The organism is Pectobacterium betavasculorum, from assembly GCF_000749845.1.
In the GTDB taxonomy this organism is placed as follows: Bacteria; Pseudomonadota; Gammaproteobacteria; order Enterobacterales; family Enterobacteriaceae; genus Pectobacterium; species Pectobacterium betavasculorum.
In genome coordinates, this window is the sequence record NZ_JQHM01000003.1 from 329,129 (window position 1) to 344,446 (window position 15,318).

Consider the following 15,318-nt stretch of genomic DNA (forward strand, 5'->3'; position numbering starts at 1 on the left):
GCGTGCTCTCTTTGGAGGGGGATGACAGCGCTTAAACGGCTGTGTGGTTGACCATCTGTGTCAGCACCTTGCGCCACGCTTCTACCTGACCGAGGTAGTTTGCCGCTGGGATTTGCTGGAAATTCCCGTTGGCGTCTTCCAGCGCAAACGTGGGGAAGCCTTGTCCGCGCACTTTCGCCAGTAATTCCCGGCTGGCATTGATATGCCTGGACAGCGCTTCTACCTGAATAAAGGCGAACTCTGTGCAGAAGGCGTCGCCATCCAGACCGATCTCTTCCGCACACTGGCGCAGCACGGCGGCATCGACGATTTTGAGCCCGGAAACGTAGTGTGCCCGCTCTATCTGGTGCAGCATCTCCATGCCTTTGTCATCCATCGCTTCCGCAGCGAGTACGGCAGCCGTCGGCGGCGCGGAATCCAGTACGACGCTGGTGTCGCGCAGCAACCCTTCGTAATAATCTTCCCCGAAAGTTTGCCCGGTCAATTGCGCAATACGGCGATCGTGCGGGATCACGTAATCGTGCCATTCTGGGGTGATGGTTCGACTATTGCTGCCCGTCATCATACCACCGCCGTGGAGGATGAGTTCCAACCCGTCGATTTCCTGCGCGGCTAGCGCGAGTGGGGCGGCGGCGTAGCACCAGCCGCACAAAGGATCGTAAATGTAATGCAGTCTTACTGTGGCCACGTCATTTCACCTTTCAGTACCTTGGCACTCAGTTCAAGGCCAGATTCTTCTTTTAGTGTCGGGTAGTGTTGCTTCATTGCGTCGATCAGCTCGGCAGAATCTTTGCTTTTCGCCAGCTCTTTTTCCACCGTATCCAGATATTGCAGCGTGAACGTCACGTTCTTCAAGGTGTAATCCGTTGGCGCGATGAAATGGCCTGGTACGACGGTAGTCGGTTTCAGTGCTTCAATAGATTTCAGCGTTTCACGCCAGTGAACGCGAGATTCCGGCGTTTGGGTATCGGCAAGCCAGACGTGGATGTTGGCAGACACGGGAATACCGCCGACAACGGCTTTCAGCGACGGGATCCAGACGAATGTCCGATCCGGCGTTGGCCCTTTCAACCCTTTCACTTCCAGTTTTTTGCCGTCAACGGTAAAGCTATCGCCTGCCAGTCGTTGAGGAACGACGATCTCTTTCGGCGCGTTTTCTTTCAGAACGGGGCTCCAGTGCGCCACTTTTCCGTCTTTGCTGGCATTGATAGCGTCGATGGTTGCTTGGGTCGCAACAATTTTAGCGTCTGGGAACGCAGCTTTAATCACGTCCAGACCGAAGTAGTAGTCAGGGTCGGAGTGGCTGATATAGACGGTGGTCAGTTTTTTGCCAGTGGCTTTGATGCGATCAACCAGCGTTTGGGCATCGTTACGCTGGAACTGGGCATCGATCAGGGCGACTTCTTTATCGCCGCTGATAATTTCAGAGGAAACGGGGAATACACTGGCTTCACCTGGATTAAACACATCGATTTTTAACTCAGCGGCGTTAGCAGCAGACGCCAGGCACAGCGATGCAGCGAGTAAAGATACGGTAAAAGCGATAGATGTAGACATAGTGATACTCCACAGGTATGACAGAAAGTGGGTTCATGTTATGTTGCATTAATCGCGCGAAAAACCGCAAAATCGGCAATTGTTTGTTGCATGAAACGGACTAATTTATGGATCGCATTACGGCTGCTGAAGTGTTTGTGACGATTATAGACCGCGGTAGCATGATTGCGGCGGCAGAGACGTTGGGCATGTCCCGGGCGATGGTAACGCGCTATCTGGCAGAGATGGAAACGTGGGCAGGGGCTCGGCTATTGCACCGCACCACGCGCAAGCTGAGTTTGACGGATGCGGGTGAAAAAACGCTGGCGCGCTGCCGGGACATGCTGGCGCTAACGGCAGATATGCGCGTCGAGGCCGATACCGACGATGCAGCGTTAAGCGGTTTGCTGCGTCTTAGCTGTTCGCAGTCGCTGGCGCAGGGGGTGGTTGGCATGGCAATAACGGCTTTCCTGCGGCGGCATCCTCAGGTCGCTATCGATCTGCAAATGAATAACCGCTCGGTGAATCTGGTCGAAGAACGTATCGATCTGGCGCTGCGCATTACCAATGAACTGGATCCCAATCTGATTGCTCGACCGCTGGCAAACTGTGAGTCAGTACTGTGTGCTTCCCCCTCTTATCTGAATGAGCACGGTATTCCACGACAGCTTACCGATCTCTCTATTCATAACTGCCTGACCTACACCTATTTTGGCAAAAGCCTGTGGCATTTTTCCCGCGGTGATGAAAAATTTACCATACCTGTCAGCGGAAACCTCAGCGGGAACGAGTCGCTGGTGCTGTTGGCGGGGGCGTTGGAAGGGGCGGGAATTGCGTTGCAACCGCGCTATTCTGTGATGCCTTATCTCGCGACTGGACAACTGGTGGCGCTGTTACCGGAATATCGTCCGCAGGCGATGGGGATTTATGGTATTTACACCTCGCGCCGCCAGATGCCTGCCGCGCTGCGTACCCTGTTGGATTTTCTGGTTGACTGGTTTGCTCACGATCCGCGCTGGCGGGGGCTGACGCAGTAATCGGTGAAGTAAGCCGAATCAAGCTCGAAGCATCACTGCTGCAAAACCTGTTCTAAACGTGAAGGCACGCCTGCGGCGTATTGCTTTAGTTGCTCAATGACGGTATCGACCAGCGACGATGCAGGGCGGTGCAGTGGACGAATCAGGCTGACGGTAAAAGGCACATCAATACTAAAAGGCCGTACGACCACGCCAGACACCGCGTAATCCAGCGCCGTTAGTGGGTTGACGATCGAAAGCCCGATGCCCGCCCGCACCATTGCACATACCGACGCCGCGCTGTGAGTTTCCAGCACCATTCGGCGCGACACGCCCTGTTCCTGAAATAGCGTATCCAGCAATTGGCGATAGCTGTCGGCGCTCGACAGGCTGATAAAGGGCTGATTGGCAAAATCCTGCGGCGTAAGCACCGATTTTTGCGCCAGCGGATGCCCGGCTGGCAGCACGCAGACTTCATTTAACAACATCAATGTTTGTCGTTCTGTACCGGCTGGCGTAAGAGTATTTTCCGTTAAGCCCAGATCGTGACGCTGCGCGGACAGCCACTCTTCCAGCAGCGGTGACTCCTGCGGAATAATGTGCAGATTAAGCTGGGGGTAGCGTGCCAGCAGCGGCTTGCAGGCATCAGGCAGCAACGACTGTGAGAACACGGGCAGGCAGGCAATGGAAAGCTGAGCCTGCTGAAAACGGCGAATATCGCTGGCGGCGTTGATGATGCGATCTAGCCCATAGTAAGAGCGCTGCACTTCTTCAAACAGCTGTAATCCCTGCGCCGTCGGGTAAAGCCTGCCGCGCAGCCGCTCGAATAGCGTCATCTGAATCAGTTTCTCAAAGCGTGCCAGTTCGCGACTGACGGTCGGCTGCGACGTGTTCAGCAAGGCAGCGGCTTCCGTCAAATTACCCGTGGTCATGACCGCATGAAAAATCTCGATGTGCCGTAAAGATATTGTCATTATGTTTCCCCCTATCCATATCATAGATGAATAGAGTCTGCTAAAAACGATATTTGTTTACCTTTAAGGTTATTTTTATAGTGATGCTCAATCACGCTTAACCCTGTAAATCGGTAATTATTTATGCCTCACGATTTGAATGACACCACTCACGCCCTCAACGCGCAAAGCCTGCGTGAACTGCCTGCCCGTTTTGGCTGCCCAGTTTGGGCCTATGACGCGCAGACTATCGTTAATCGCATCACCCAATTGCGCCAGTTCGATACGATTCGCTTCGCACAGAAGGCGTGTTCCAACACGCACATTTTGCGCTTAATGCGTGAGCAAGGCGTGAAAGTCGATTCGGTATCGCTGGGGGAAATTGAGCGGGCGCTGATCGCAGGGTTTGTACCGGGCACTGACGCTCATGAGATCGTCTTTACTGCCGATCTGCTGGATCGCCCGACGCTGCAACGCGTTTCCGAATTGAACATTCCGGTGAACGCCGGTTCGGTCGATATGCTGGAACAGCTTGGGCAGCAGTCGCCGGGGCATCCGGTGTGGCTGCGCGTGAATCCGGGTTTTGGTCATGGCCATAGCCAGAAAACCAACACCGGTGGCGAGAACAGCAAGCACGGCATCTGGTACGGCGATTTGCCGCTGGCGCTGGCGCACATTCAGCGCTATCAACTGAAGCTGGTGGGAATCCACATGCATATTGGTTCCGGTGTCGATTACGGCCACCTGGAACAGGTGTGCGAGGCGATGGTGCAGCAGGTTGTTGAGCTGGGTCAGGATATCGAGGCGATTTCAGCGGGCGGCGGGCTGTCGATTCCGTATCGCCACGGCGAAGAGGCGATTGATACTGAACACTATTATGGGCTGTGGAACGCGGCGCGTGAGGAAATTGCCGCGCATCTCGGCCATCCAGTTACGCTCGAAATCGAACCCGGACGTTTCCTGGTAGCCGAATCCGGCGTGCTGGTGGCGGAAGTTCGAGCGATAAAATCCATGGGCAGCCGCCACTTTGTGCTGGTTGACGCTGGGTTTAACGATCTGATGCGTCCGGCGATGTACGGCAGCTATCATCATGTCTCGCTGTTGTCGGGCGATGGCCGTGATATCAGCCAGTCCACGTTGCGCGACAGCGTGATTGCAGGGCCGCTGTGTGAATCCGGCGATGTGTTTACCCAGCAGGCGGGCGGCGGTGTGGAAACTTTCCCGTTGCCGGATGCACAGGTTGGTGACTATCTGGTTTTCCATGACACCGGTGCGTACGGCGCATCCATGTCGTCTAACTACAACAGCCGTCCGCTGTTGCCGGAAGTGCTGTTTGAAAACGGCGAACCGCGCCTGATCCGCCGTCGTCAGACGCTGGAAGAGTTGCTGGCGCTGGAAGCGCTTTAATCGACATGGTTCGACTGTGTCGGGGGAAAGGCGTCCTGCTTTTCCCCCGAACAATGTTGATTGAGTATGGCTAAAGAGGCGAACCCTTGCACGGGACGTAATTTTGCTGTGCGTAATACGGCCCTTTCTGTACCGATTCGCGCAGCTTAAGTTCGCCGGTAAAAGGTTGCAGCGGTTTGACGTCCTTGCCTGCGATCAGATCCAGTACTTGCGTAATCGCGGTAGCGGCCATTTCTTCAATCGGCATGTAGACGGTGGAAAGTGAAGGGTGCAGGTAGGTCGCGCAGGGTTCATCGTCAAAGCCGAAGACGGAGACATCCTGCGGCAATCTTTTCCCTGCTTCGTATAGCGCTTTCATCGCGCCAATCGCCATGTCATCGTTGCTGACAAACAGCGCGCTAAAACTGATGCCGCTATTCAGCAACTGGCGTGCCGCCTGATAGCCGCTGGCGACCATACTGGTGCCATATGCCACCCGGCGCGGTTCAACCTCGATCTGATGGGCGATTAAGGCTTGCTGATAGCCTGCGAGTCGTGCTCGTGCCGTCGGCGTTTGCATTGGAGCGGTGATGCAGGCGATCTCACGGTGACCCTGTTCGATCAGGTAATTCACCACGTCAAATGCGGCCTGCTGTTGGCGGAAGAAAATACAGCGTTCCCGTGCCTGTGGCAGATCGCGATTCATCACGATCATCGGAATGGATAGCGTGTCGAGCAGCGTCATGAGGTCCGATTCGGACATATAGCGGGTATAGAGGATAATGGCGTCGCATTGTCTGTCAGACAGAAGTTGTACCGCCCGATGCTCATCTTCCGGTGTATCATGCCCATCAGTCACGATGAGGTGTTTACCGTTGCTTTCTGCGATATCCGTAGCACGGCGCAGCAGGCGGCCAAAGTAGGGGCCGTCAAAATTGGAAATAACGAGACCAATGCTGTTTGAGGTACGACGAGCCAGCGAACGCGCCAGAAAGTTAGGACGGTAGCCTAGCTCCTCCATAGCTTGAAATACTGCATCGCGTGTTGCCTGTTTGACCTGACCCGTGCCGTTTAGCACTCTGGAGACGGTCGCTTTAGACACCCCTGCACGTCTTGCCACCTCAAGCATGGTTTTCATCGCTGCACCTTAATTGAGTATGATGACGGGCTGAAAGCGCCTATCCATCCTTGTTACGAACATCATACGACATGATACCACAGGCATATTGTCGGATTTAACGCCCGATGTTCGTTTCTCAACCTGATTTTTGTCAGTTTTGTGATGTCGCTATTTCTTGCCGTAATAAGACAATCTCTTCCGCCAAATCCCGGCATAGCATAGCGGTCATCAGATGATCCTGAGCATGTACCATGATCAGGTTGACGGGCACCTTTCCTTCTCCTTCATCCAAACCGATCAGCCGTGTTTGAACGCGGTGGGCGGCACGCGCCGCCTCTTGTGACGCAGCGAGCAGCTCATCAGCCTGTTGCCACTCCCGTTGGCGCGCGGCCTGAATGGCCATCATGGCGTTTGAGCGTGCTTCACCCGCGTTGATCAGCAACTCCATAACGGTTTGTTCCATATCGAATTCAGGGAGGTTCTCTGTGTCTTTCATTGTCGGTTTCCTTATCACGGTCAGGAAAGCAGCCCATGTTGGTTGAGAATTTATGTGGCTGAGAATGTATATCGCTAAGAATATATGGCATGCCAAAAATCACATTTTCATCATATTGGAATTCCAATATTGTCTTGTGAGAAATATGTCACAGAAAAATAATTCATTATGGTTGATTTTTGGTATGCCAAACGCGAAAGCGCGGTACCTGCATTTACCCTGCGCGTAACGGCCATCCCGCGTATAACACGCGATATAACAATATGATGATCAAAGAGGTGGTGTTATGTCATTTAAGGACCAACTGATTGATTCATTGGGATCCTTCGCCAATAAATTTAATAGCCTGCGTTACATCATGGCGATTAAGGCATCCTTTATTACGCTGATGCCCGTCATTATCGTCGGCGCGTTTTCCGTTCTGATCTCCAACATGGTGATGGATCCGAAAAATGGTCTGGCCAGTTTTTCCATGTTTTCGTTCCTGGCGGAGCTAAAGCCAATCATGAGCGGCATTAACTACGCCACGCTCAGCTTTCTGACTATCGGTGCCGTCTTTCTGATTGGTATCGAACTTGGGAAAATTAACGGTTCACGTGGGCTGTTTCCCGGCCTGCTGGCGGTGATCTGCTTTATTGCCGTTACGCCAACCACCATCGAAATGGCCGTGAACGGGCAGATGATGGTGGTCAAAGACGTGCTGGCGAAACAGTTTTCCGATACCAAAAGCCTATTTCTGGGGATGTTCATCGCCATCCTGTCAGTAGAAATGTATACCCGGCTAGAAAGCGTCGATCGGCTGCGGATTAAAATGCCGGACAGCGTGCCGCCTAATGTTGCAGCCTCTTTTTCTGCGCTGTTTCCTTCCATCATCACGGTGGTTGCTATCGCCACCTTTGGGTTTGTGTTTCACCGCGTGACGGGTATGTACCTGTATGACGCCGTTTATCAGGTGGTGCAACAGCCGCTGGAGTCCGTCGTACAAAGCCTGCCTGGCTTACTGGTGCTGATGTTCGTCGCACAGCTGTTCTGGGTGATCGGGATTCACGGCAACCAGATGATTAAACCGATTCGTGAACCGCTGCTGCTGGGGGCGATTGCCGTCAACATGACGGCGTTCGAGCAGGGACTGGAAGTGCCGAATATTATCACCATGCCGTTCTGGGATGTGTACATGAGCATCGGTGGTTCCGGTTTGACGATTGGCCTGCTGATGGCGGTGATGATTGCGTCTAAACGCAAAGAGATGAAAGAAATTGCCAAAATCTCTTTCGGCCCCAGCGTGTTCAATATTAATGAGCCGGTGATTTTTGGTATGCCGATTATGCTTAATCCGATTCTGGCTATTCCCTTCATTATCACACCGTTAGTGACCGGCACGATTGGTTATTTCGCCACCAGTATGGGGTTTGCCGGTAAAGCCGTGGTGATGGTGCCGTGGACGACGCCGCCAATCATTAACGCCTGGCTGTCGACGGCGGGCTCAATGGGAGCGGTCGCGACGCAGATTGTGTGCATCATCGTTGCGATGCTGATCTACCTGCCGTTTGTCAAAGTCGCGTCTCGCCGCGCCGAGTTAGCGCAGTTGGAAGCGGAAAAGCAGGCCGCAGCGGAAAAAGCCTGAAACGGGCAAAAAGAGAGGTAACGCATGAGTAAGGTTTCACTGACTATTCCCCCTGATTTTATTCTGGGCGCGGCGGCATCGGCATGGCAAACAGAAGGGTGGAGCGGCAAGAAGGCAGGGCAGGATTCCTATCTGGATCTCTGGTACAAGCAGGATCGTCAGGTGTGGCATAACGGGTATGGTCCGGCGAAAGCGACGGACTTCTTTAACCGCTATCGGGAAGATGTGGTATTGATGAAACTGGCGGGGCTGACGCACTATCGTACGTCGATCAATTGGTCACGTTTTATGCTGGATTATGAGAAAGGCATCGTCGATGAGGAGTATGCGGCCTACATCGATAATCTGCTGGATGAAATGCATCGGCAGGGGATCGAACCGATGATCTGCCTTGAACATTACGAACTGCCCGCCTGCCTGCTGGAGAAGTATCAAGGCTGGTCATCAAAGCAGGTGGTGGAATGGTTTGTGCTGTACGCCGATGCCGTTTTCGCCCGTTATGCCGGAAAGGTGAAGCGCTGGTTTACCTTCAATGAGCCGATTGTGGTGCAGACGCGCGTTTATCTTGATGCGCTACGCTACCCTTATGAGCAGAACACGCACACGTGGATGCAGTGGAATCACCATAAGAATCTGGCGACGGCAAAAGTCGTACAGCGGTTTCGGCAGAAGGGTTATGACCGAGACGGCGGCTCGATCGGCGTGATCCTCAACCCTGAAGTCACGTATCCGCGATCCCGTGCGGCGCATGATGTGAAAGCGGCACACCTTTACGATCTGTTCTATAACCGCGTTTTCCTCGATCCGGCGCTGAAAGGGGAATATCCGGCGGAGCTGGTAGCGCTACTGGCGCAGCATCAGGTGAAGTGGGATTACACGGAAGAAGAGCTGGCGATCATCCGCGATAACACGGTTGATGAGGTGGGGATTAACCTGTATTACCCGCACCGGGTAAAAGCGCCTGGCCGTGAATGGAACAAGGAGACGCCTTTCCATCCTGCTTATTACTACGAGCATTTTGAGCTGCCGGGACGCCGTATGAACATCTCGCGCGGCTGGGAGATCAATCCCAAAATCATTTACGACATGGCGAAGCGTATAGAGCACGAATACGACAATGCGCCGTGGTTTGTGGCGGAAAACGGCATCGGTATCGAGAATGAGGCACGCTTTAAAGACGAGGCGGGCGTGATTCAGGATGATTACCGCATTGCGTTTATTGCGGAGCATCTTTACTGGACGCTGAAGGCGAAGGAAGAGGGGGCAAACTGCCGAGGCTATATGCTGTGGGCGTTTACCGACAATGTCTCGCCGATGAATGCGTTTAAAAACCGCTACGGATTGATCGAAATTGATCTGGAACAGGATCGACAACGGCGGCCGAAAAAATCCGCTGCCTGGTTTCGTCAGCTACACGACACGCGTCGGCTTGAATTGACGCTGGATGATGAAGAGAAATAGGCGCAGATAACCAAAATGAGGAACGGAATATGAAAAGAATCGTACTGGCTTGCTCGGCTGGCATGTCGACCTCACTGGTGGTCACCAAGATGGAGAAGGAAGCGGAAGCGCGGGGAATGACGTTTAAGATCTACGCAATCCCGGAACAAAATCTGCGGGATGAATTACAGGAGTTCGGCAGCGACATTATTGCGGTTCTACTGGGGCCGCAGGTGCGCTTCAAACTTAACGAAAATAAAAAGCTAACGGATAGCTATCAGATACCTATCGCGGTGATCGACTCTGTCGCTTACGGCACATTAAATGGTGCAAAAGTACTGGATCAGGCGCTGAGTTTGGTAGACTAACGCACCGCCGCGACGTCAGTGCGTGGCTGGGGTGAGTAAGAGAAGCCAACGTACATGCAGCTTGAAGTATGACGGGCAAAATCAGAGCGGGCCTGACGCCCGTGCTCAGGGTGACAGTGTATGTAGGGTGAAAGCGTGGCGAAGGATGTGGTTCTGCAAGAGAAGAAGCAATATCAGGAAATCGGCTGTGATTTGCGCCAGAAGATTCAGTCAGGGGATTACCCTGTCGGATCGCGCCTTCCTCCTGAACGAAATATTGCGGAAACCTATGGCGTTAGCCGGACGATAGTGCGTGAAGCGCTATTGATGCTTGAGCTGGAAGGTACGGTTGATATTCGTCAGGGCTCCGGGGTTTATGTTCTGCGTATTCCCGATGAAGACGATGCGGCAGACAGCGCCAAAAATCATATCGGCGCATTTGAAATGCTACAAGCGCGCCAACTGTTGGAAAGCAATATCGCCGCATTTGCGGCACGCATGGCAACGCGGGCGGATATCGAAAACCTGCGTAAAATACTGGAGCAAGAGCAGGCCGCGATTGCCGTAAAAGATTACCGCGGTGATTTCGATCGCCTATTTCACCTGCAAATTGCTGGCGCGACGCAAAACCAGATGCTACTGGAAACGGTCAGCAATATTTGGGCGTGCCGTGACGATAACGCGCTCTGGCAGCAGCTTTATACTCACGTTGGCACGCAAGGGTATCGCCTGAAATGGCTGGCGGATCATCAGGCTATTCTGGCGGCACTGCGGCGTCGCGATGTGTCTGGCTCTTATCAGGCGATGTGGCAGCACCTTGAAAATGTCAAAAATACGCTGATGGAAATCTCTGACGCCGACGCGCCGGAGTTCGACGGCTACTTATTTGATTCTGTGCCGATTTTTCAAGGGAAGCTGGTGTAGTCATGGCGGACACGGCTTTGGCGAACACGGCTTTTGCGAATATTGTTTATCTGGCGGATTATCCCCAGCATCAGGAACAGGTGATCGACTGGATTATCTGGAAAAGGTTGTTCGCCTGCCGCTATCACGCTAGAAAAACGCGCTAAAGGGCTGCGGCCTTACATGATTCACCAGAATTTTACAGTTGGTTGCACTTATAGAATAAGTCTTTCGATTCATCGCTGGTGAAGATAAGTGGCGATCCTTAGAGTAACAAGTCCCAGAGGTATTGATTGGTGATACATCGATGTACTCTGTACATTGAAATCATTTGATTACACCAACCTACGCGGATGCGTAGGTTTTTTTTGCCTGAATTTCCTGCTTTTGCTATCTCCTGCGATTTTAATGCTATGCGAATGATGTGCTGACGGCCATCTTCACGTTAAGCTGCGTATCCGTAACTTGAAGTATGATATGTATATAGTATTTTGACGTATCGCTCGGTGGTTTTTGCGCTCTAGCAAGCTGCCCGTTTATCTGTCTATTGGGAGAAGGCATGATTCATACCCTGTTACGTTGGGTGTTCCAGCGTCTGTACCGCATCCGGATCGAGGGCGACAGCAGCCAGTTTCAGCAATCCAAATTGCTTATCACCCCCAATCACGTCTCTTTCCTCGATGGTGTCCTACTGGCGTTATTCTTACCGATAAAACCGGTTTTTGCCGTGTACTCCTCCATTTCCGATCGCTGGTTTATGCGGTGGCTAAAACCTTATATCGATTTTGTGCCATTGGATCCCACTAAACCTCTGGCGATCAAAGGGCTAATCAAGGTAATAGAACGCGGCCAGCCTGTCGTGGTTTTCCCCGAAGGGCGCATTAGCGTCACCGGATCGCTGATGAAGATTTACAGCGGCGCGGCGTTTGTCGCAGCGAAATCCGGGGCAACGATTATCCCCGTGCGTATTGATGGCGCTGAATTCACACCGTTCGGTCGGCTGGCGGGCGTATTTAAACGCCGCTGCCTCCCACAGATTACTATCACCTATTTGCCACCGACCACATTGCCGATGCCGGAAGCCAGCAGCGCCAGAGCACGTCGCGCACTGGCCGGTGAACGCTTGCACCAAATTATGATGAAAGCGCGGATGGAAACGCGTCCGCAGCATACGTTGTATCAGGCATTTCTGGCGGCGAGATCCCGTTATGGACGGCATTCTGCCAGCATTGCGGATATCTCATTTAACGAAGACAGCTATCAGGGCTTATTGAAAAAATCGCTGGGTGTGTCGCGCATCTTGCAGCGCTTCACTCGCGCCGATGAACATGTCGGCATGCTGTTGCCCAATGCGACCATTACTGCGGCATCAATCCTGGGCGCATCGCTGCGTAACCGTATTCCCGCGATGCTGAACTACACCGCTGGCGCGAAAGGGCTACAAAGCGCAATGAAAGCGGCAGGGATCAAAACGATCGTCACCTCTCGCCAGTTTCTTGAAAAGGGTAAGCTGACGGATCTACCGAAGCAAGTCAGCGAGGCTAACTGGGTTTATCTGGAAGATTTGAAAGACACCGTGACGCTGACGGATAAGCTGTGGATCCTGTTTCATCTGCTGTTTCCTGCCCGTGCGATGTTGCCACAGAAGCCCGACGATGCGGCCATTGTGCTGTTTACCTCCGGCTCTGAGGGGAATCCGAAAGGTGTGGTGCATTCCCATGACAGTCTGCTAGCGAACGTTGAGCAGATTCGTACCGTGGCGGATTTCACCCCGCGTGACCGCTTTATGTCTGCGCTACCGCTGTTCCATGCGTTTGGCCTGACGGTTGGTCTATTAACACCGTTGATGACGGGCGCTCGCGTGTTCCTCTATCCCAGCCCACTGCATTATCGCATCGTGCCGGAACTGGTTTACGACCAGAACTGTACCGTGTTGTTTGGAACATCTACCTTTTTAGGTAACTATGCGCGTTTTGCTCACCCGTATGATTTTGCTCGTCTGCGCTATGCCGTCGCCGGGGCTGAAAAGCTGTCTGAGACGACACGTCAGGTCTGGCAGGACAAATTTGGTATCCGCATTCTGGAAGGCTATGGTGTGACCGAGTGCGCACCGGTAGTCGCGATCAACGTGCCGATGGCGACGAAAATCCATTCCGTCGGCCTGCTATTACCAGAAATTGAATCGCGTTTGATTACGGTGCCGGGTATTACGCGCGGTGGCCGTCTGCAATTGCGTGGGCCGAATATCATGAAAGGCTATCTGCGGGTGGAAAACCCCGGCGTGCTGGAGACGCCAGCGGCAGAAAACGCCGAAGGTGAATTGCAGCAGGGCTGGTATGACACTGGCGATATTGTCGAACTGGACGAAAGAGGGTTCTGCACCATCATTGGCCGCGTGAAGCGCTTTGCCAAGCTCGCAGGAGAGATGGTTTCGCTCGAGAGTGTGGAACAGCTTGCAGTTAAAGTATCGCCGGAGGCACAACATGCAGCCAGTGCGAAGAGCGACAGCAGTAAAGGTGAAGCGCTGGTGCTGTTTACAACGGACAGTCAGATAACCCGTGACGTGCTGCTTGCACAAGCCCGCAGCAGCGGGGTGCCAGAATTGGCGGTGCCACGTGATATTCGCTACGTGAAAGCATTACCGTTACTCGGCAGCGGTAAGCCTGACTTTGTCACGCTACGTCAAATGGCTGAAGAGCGAAGTGACGAATCATCGCTCGTCGAACAATCCGTTACTAACGCGTCGGAGCCTAGTGCATGAGTCAACAGACTGAACCCGCGACGCCTTTGCTGTCGCGCAGTATGAGCGCGGTGATTATCGCGCAGTTCTTCTCCGCGTTTGGTGATAACGCGCTGCTGTTTGCTACGTTAGCGCTGATCAAACAGCTGGTGTATCCCGACTGGAGCCAGCCGTTTTTGCAGATGGGGTTTGTGGCTGCATACATCGTTTTAGCACCGTTTGTCGGGCAAATAGCGGATAGCTTCGCCAAAGGGCGGGTGATGATGTTCGCCAATACCCTGAAACTGGCGGGAGCGCTGCTGATTTGCGTGGGCGGTAATCCGTTTCTGGGATACACGCTGGTGGGCATTGGTGCTGCCGCGTATTCACCCGCGAAATACGGCATTCTGGGTGAGATCACGCGTGGCGATCAGTTGGTCAAAGCCAACGGATTGATGGAGGCCTCGACCATTGCAGCGATCCTGACCGGCTCAGTGGCGGGTGGCGTGCTGGCAGACTGGAATATTTACGCGGCACTGTCGATTTGTGCGGTGGCTTATGGCGTGGCGTTGGGCGCGAATATGTTGATCCCACATCTCAACGCCGCCCGTCCAGGGCAGCCGTGGCATCCGGTACAGATGGCGAGCAGCTTCTTTTCCGCCTGTCGGGTGCTGTGGCGCGATGGTGATGCTCGGCTTTCGTTGATTGGCACCAGCATGTTCTGGGGCGCGGGCGTGACGCTGCGTTTTCTGCTGGTACTGTGGGTGCCGCATGCGCTCGGCATTATCGATAACGCGACGCCGACGCTGCTTAATGCGATGGTCGCCGTTGGGATCGTGCTGGGGGCGGGGGGCGCTGCCAGACTGGTTACGCTTGATAATGTACGACGCTGCCTGCCTGCGGGATTCTTGATCGGCGTGGTCGTGGTGATTTTCACACTTCAGCATAATCTCCTTAGCGCCTATTCCTTGCTGATTTTGCTGGGGGCGCTGGGTGGGTTTTTCATTGTTCCGCTTAATGCGCTGTTGCAGGAACGTGGGAAAGCCAGCGTCGGTGCGGGTAATGCGATTGCCGTACAGAATTTGGGTGAGAACGGCGCTATGCTGTTAATGCTGGGGCTCTATTCTCTGGTGGTGAAACTGGGCGTCTCGGTTATCGCGATCGGGATTGGTTTTGGCGTCTTGTTTGCGCTGGCGATTGCGTTGCTGTGGGCATCGCTAATCCTGACTAAGCGCCGTGCGCGTTCCGCCGGTGCAAAATAGGAAGGGTGAAAATGAGTCTGATATGGCATGACTGGGATGTGGCAGACCTTAACGTGTATTCACTGCATGACATATTGGCGCTGCGCAGCCAGGTATTTGTGGTTGAGCAAACCTGCCCCTATCTGGATATTGATGGTCGCGATCTGGTGGACGGCAATCGTCACATTGCGGCATATCGCGACGGCAAGCTGGCCGCGTATGCCCGGCTACTCGCCCCCCATCCGAACAACGATGTGGTGACGATTGGACGCGTGATTGTGGCGCCTCACGCTCGTGGGCAACATCTAGGGCATCAGTTGATGGAGCACGCGTTGATTGCCTGTGCACGCCACTGGCCGCAAAAGCATCTTTTCCTGTCTGCGCAGGCTCATCTGCAAGCATTTTACGGCGCGTTTGGCTTTGTGGCGACCGGCGAGGCATATGACGAAGACGGTATCCCGCATATTGATATGCTGTCGGCGTTCTGAAGAGCATCGAGTGTGGCGTCGGAAGGAATAGATACTGTGTAAAAAAACC

15 protein-coding genes are annotated in these 15,318 nt (G+C 53.6%); 10 read left to right on the forward strand and 5 right to left on the reverse strand.

Annotation, left to right across the window (positions count from 1 at the left end; translation table 11 throughout):
• Positions 1 to 31 precede the first annotated feature (31 nt).
• Positions 32 to 688 (reverse strand): DsbA family protein, encoded by a 657-nt coding sequence (locus tag KP22_RS11490; RefSeq protein ID WP_039324362.1) that lies wholly within the window; start codon positions 686 to 688, stop codon positions 32 to 34.
• Positions 676 to 1,557 carry an MBL fold metallo-hydrolase gene (locus KP22_RS11495; RefSeq protein ID WP_039324364.1) on the reverse strand — a complete coding sequence of 294 codons (882 nt, stop codon included), beginning with the start codon at positions 1,555 to 1,557 and terminating at the stop codon, positions 676 to 678. The genes KP22_RS11490 and KP22_RS11495 overlap by 13 nt, the downstream gene beginning before the upstream one ends.
• Before the next feature lie 107 nt (positions 1,558 to 1,664).
• Here KP22_RS11495 and KP22_RS11500 point away from each other — a divergent pair, with 107 nt between their 5' ends.
• Positions 1,665 to 2,573 (forward strand): LysR family transcriptional regulator, encoded by a 909-nt coding sequence (locus KP22_RS11500; RefSeq protein WP_039324366.1) that lies wholly within the window; start codon positions 1,665 to 1,667, stop codon positions 2,571 to 2,573.
• A gap of 32 nt (positions 2,574 to 2,605) precedes the next feature.
• Here KP22_RS11500 and KP22_RS11505 read toward each other — a convergent pair whose 3' ends face one another.
• Entirely contained in the window at positions 2,606 to 3,529 is a 924-nt protein-coding gene (locus KP22_RS11505; RefSeq protein ID WP_156107277.1) for a LysR family transcriptional regulator, read from the reverse strand.
• Positions 3,530 to 3,649: 120 nt separating this feature from the next.
• Here KP22_RS11505 and lysA point away from each other — a divergent pair, with 120 nt between their 5' ends.
• Positions 3,650 to 4,912 (forward strand): diaminopimelate decarboxylase, encoded by a 1,263-nt coding sequence (lysA, locus tag KP22_RS11510; protein WP_039324371.1) that lies wholly within the window; start codon positions 3,650 to 3,652, stop codon positions 4,910 to 4,912.
• A gap of 70 nt (positions 4,913 to 4,982) precedes the next feature.
• Here the strand turns inward: lysA and KP22_RS11515 are convergent, their stop codons facing one another.
• Positions 4,983 to 6,029 carry a LacI family DNA-binding transcriptional regulator gene (locus KP22_RS11515; protein ID WP_039324373.1) on the reverse strand — a complete coding sequence of 349 codons (1,047 nt, stop codon included), beginning with the start codon at positions 6,027 to 6,029 and terminating at the stop codon, positions 4,983 to 4,985.
• Between the two features lie 133 nt (positions 6,030 to 6,162).
• Positions 6,163 to 6,507, reverse strand: a complete 345-nt coding sequence (locus KP22_RS11520) for a PTS lactose/cellobiose transporter subunit IIA (protein ID WP_039306514.1) — start codon at positions 6,505 to 6,507, stop codon at positions 6,163 to 6,165.
• A gap of 286 nt (positions 6,508 to 6,793) precedes the next feature.
• Between KP22_RS11520 and KP22_RS11525 the strand changes: the two genes are divergently transcribed.
• The 8 genes from KP22_RS11525 (at position 6,794) to KP22_RS11555 (ending at position 15,269) form a co-directional block, all read left to right on the forward strand.
• On the forward strand, positions 6,794 to 8,131 hold the full coding sequence (locus tag KP22_RS11525; protein ID WP_039306516.1) for a PTS sugar transporter subunit IIC: 1,338 nt from the start codon (positions 6,794 to 6,796) through the stop codon (positions 8,129 to 8,131).
• A 24-nt stretch (positions 8,132 to 8,155) separates the two neighbouring features.
• Complete coding sequence (locus KP22_RS11530; protein WP_039324375.1) at positions 8,156 to 9,592, forward strand: glycoside hydrolase family 1 protein; 1,437 nt, start codon at positions 8,156 to 8,158, stop codon at positions 9,590 to 9,592.
• Positions 9,593 to 9,621: 29 nt separating this feature from the next.
• Complete coding sequence (locus KP22_RS11535; RefSeq protein ID WP_039306520.1) at positions 9,622 to 9,939, forward strand: PTS sugar transporter subunit IIB; 318 nt, start codon at positions 9,622 to 9,624, stop codon at positions 9,937 to 9,939.
• A 135-nt stretch (positions 9,940 to 10,074) separates the two neighbouring features.
• Positions 10,075 to 10,842 carry an FCD domain-containing protein gene (locus KP22_RS11540; RefSeq protein ID WP_039296655.1) on the forward strand — a complete coding sequence of 256 codons (768 nt, stop codon included), beginning with the start codon at positions 10,075 to 10,077 and terminating at the stop codon, positions 10,840 to 10,842.
• Between the two features lie 2 nt (positions 10,843 to 10,844).
• Positions 10,845 to 10,988 carry a hypothetical protein gene (locus KP22_RS22760; RefSeq protein WP_231566885.1) on the forward strand — a complete coding sequence of 48 codons (144 nt, stop codon included), beginning with the start codon at positions 10,845 to 10,847 and terminating at the stop codon, positions 10,986 to 10,988.
• Positions 10,989 to 11,380: 392 nt separating this feature from the next.
• Complete coding sequence (aas, locus tag KP22_RS11545) at positions 11,381 to 13,582, forward strand: bifunctional acyl-ACP--phospholipid O-acyltransferase/long-chain-fatty-acid--ACP ligase (protein ID WP_039324377.1); 2,202 nt, start codon at positions 11,381 to 11,383, stop codon at positions 13,580 to 13,582.
• Complete coding sequence (gene lplT / locus KP22_RS11550) at positions 13,579 to 14,802, forward strand: lysophospholipid transporter LplT (protein WP_039324380.1); 1,224 nt, start codon at positions 13,579 to 13,581, stop codon at positions 14,800 to 14,802. Before aas ends, lplT begins: the two co-directional genes overlap by 4 nt.
• 11 nt (positions 14,803 to 14,813) lie before the next feature.
• The gene (locus KP22_RS11555) at positions 14,814 to 15,269 is read left to right on the forward strand and encodes a GNAT family N-acetyltransferase (RefSeq protein WP_039293499.1); all 456 of its coding nucleotides are present in this window, start codon (positions 14,814 to 14,816) and stop codon (positions 15,267 to 15,269) included.
• Positions 15,270 to 15,318 lie beyond the last annotated feature (49 nt).

Excerpts from the sequence above, each read along its gene's own strand:
- lysA (WP_039324371.1), top strand. The coding sequence starts at position 3,650 with ATGCCTCACGATTTGAATGACACCACTCACGCCCTCAACGCGCAAAGC.
- lplT (WP_039324380.1), top strand. The coding sequence starts at position 13,579 with ATGAGTCAACAGACTGAACCCGCGACGCCTTTGCTGTCGCGCAGTATG.
- KP22_RS11555 (WP_039293499.1), top strand. The coding sequence starts at position 14,814 with ATGAGTCTGATATGGCATGACTGGGATGTGGCAGACCTTAACGTGTAT.
- KP22_RS11525 (WP_039306516.1), top strand. The coding sequence starts at position 6,794 with ATGTCATTTAAGGACCAACTGATTGATTCATTGGGATCCTTCGCCAAT.
- KP22_RS11500 (WP_039324366.1), top strand. The coding sequence starts at position 1,665 with ATGGATCGCATTACGGCTGCTGAAGTGTTTGTGACGATTATAGACCGC.
- KP22_RS11495 (WP_039324364.1), bottom strand. The coding sequence starts at position 1,557 with ATGTCTACATCTATCGCTTTTACCGTATCTTTACTCGCTGCATCGCTG.
- KP22_RS11535 (WP_039306520.1), top strand. The coding sequence starts at position 9,622 with ATGAAAAGAATCGTACTGGCTTGCTCGGCTGGCATGTCGACCTCACTG.
- KP22_RS11530 (WP_039324375.1), top strand. The coding sequence starts at position 8,156 with ATGAGTAAGGTTTCACTGACTATTCCCCCTGATTTTATTCTGGGCGCG.
- KP22_RS11520 (WP_039306514.1), bottom strand. The coding sequence starts at position 6,507 with ATGAAAGACACAGAGAACCTCCCTGAATTCGATATGGAACAAACCGTT.
- aas (WP_039324377.1), top strand. The coding sequence starts at position 11,381 with ATGATTCATACCCTGTTACGTTGGGTGTTCCAGCGTCTGTACCGCATC.
- KP22_RS22760 (WP_231566885.1), top strand. The coding sequence starts at position 10,845 with ATGGCGGACACGGCTTTGGCGAACACGGCTTTTGCGAATATTGTTTAT.
- KP22_RS11515 (WP_039324373.1), bottom strand. The coding sequence starts at position 6,029 with ATGAAAACCATGCTTGAGGTGGCAAGACGTGCAGGGGTGTCTAAAGCG.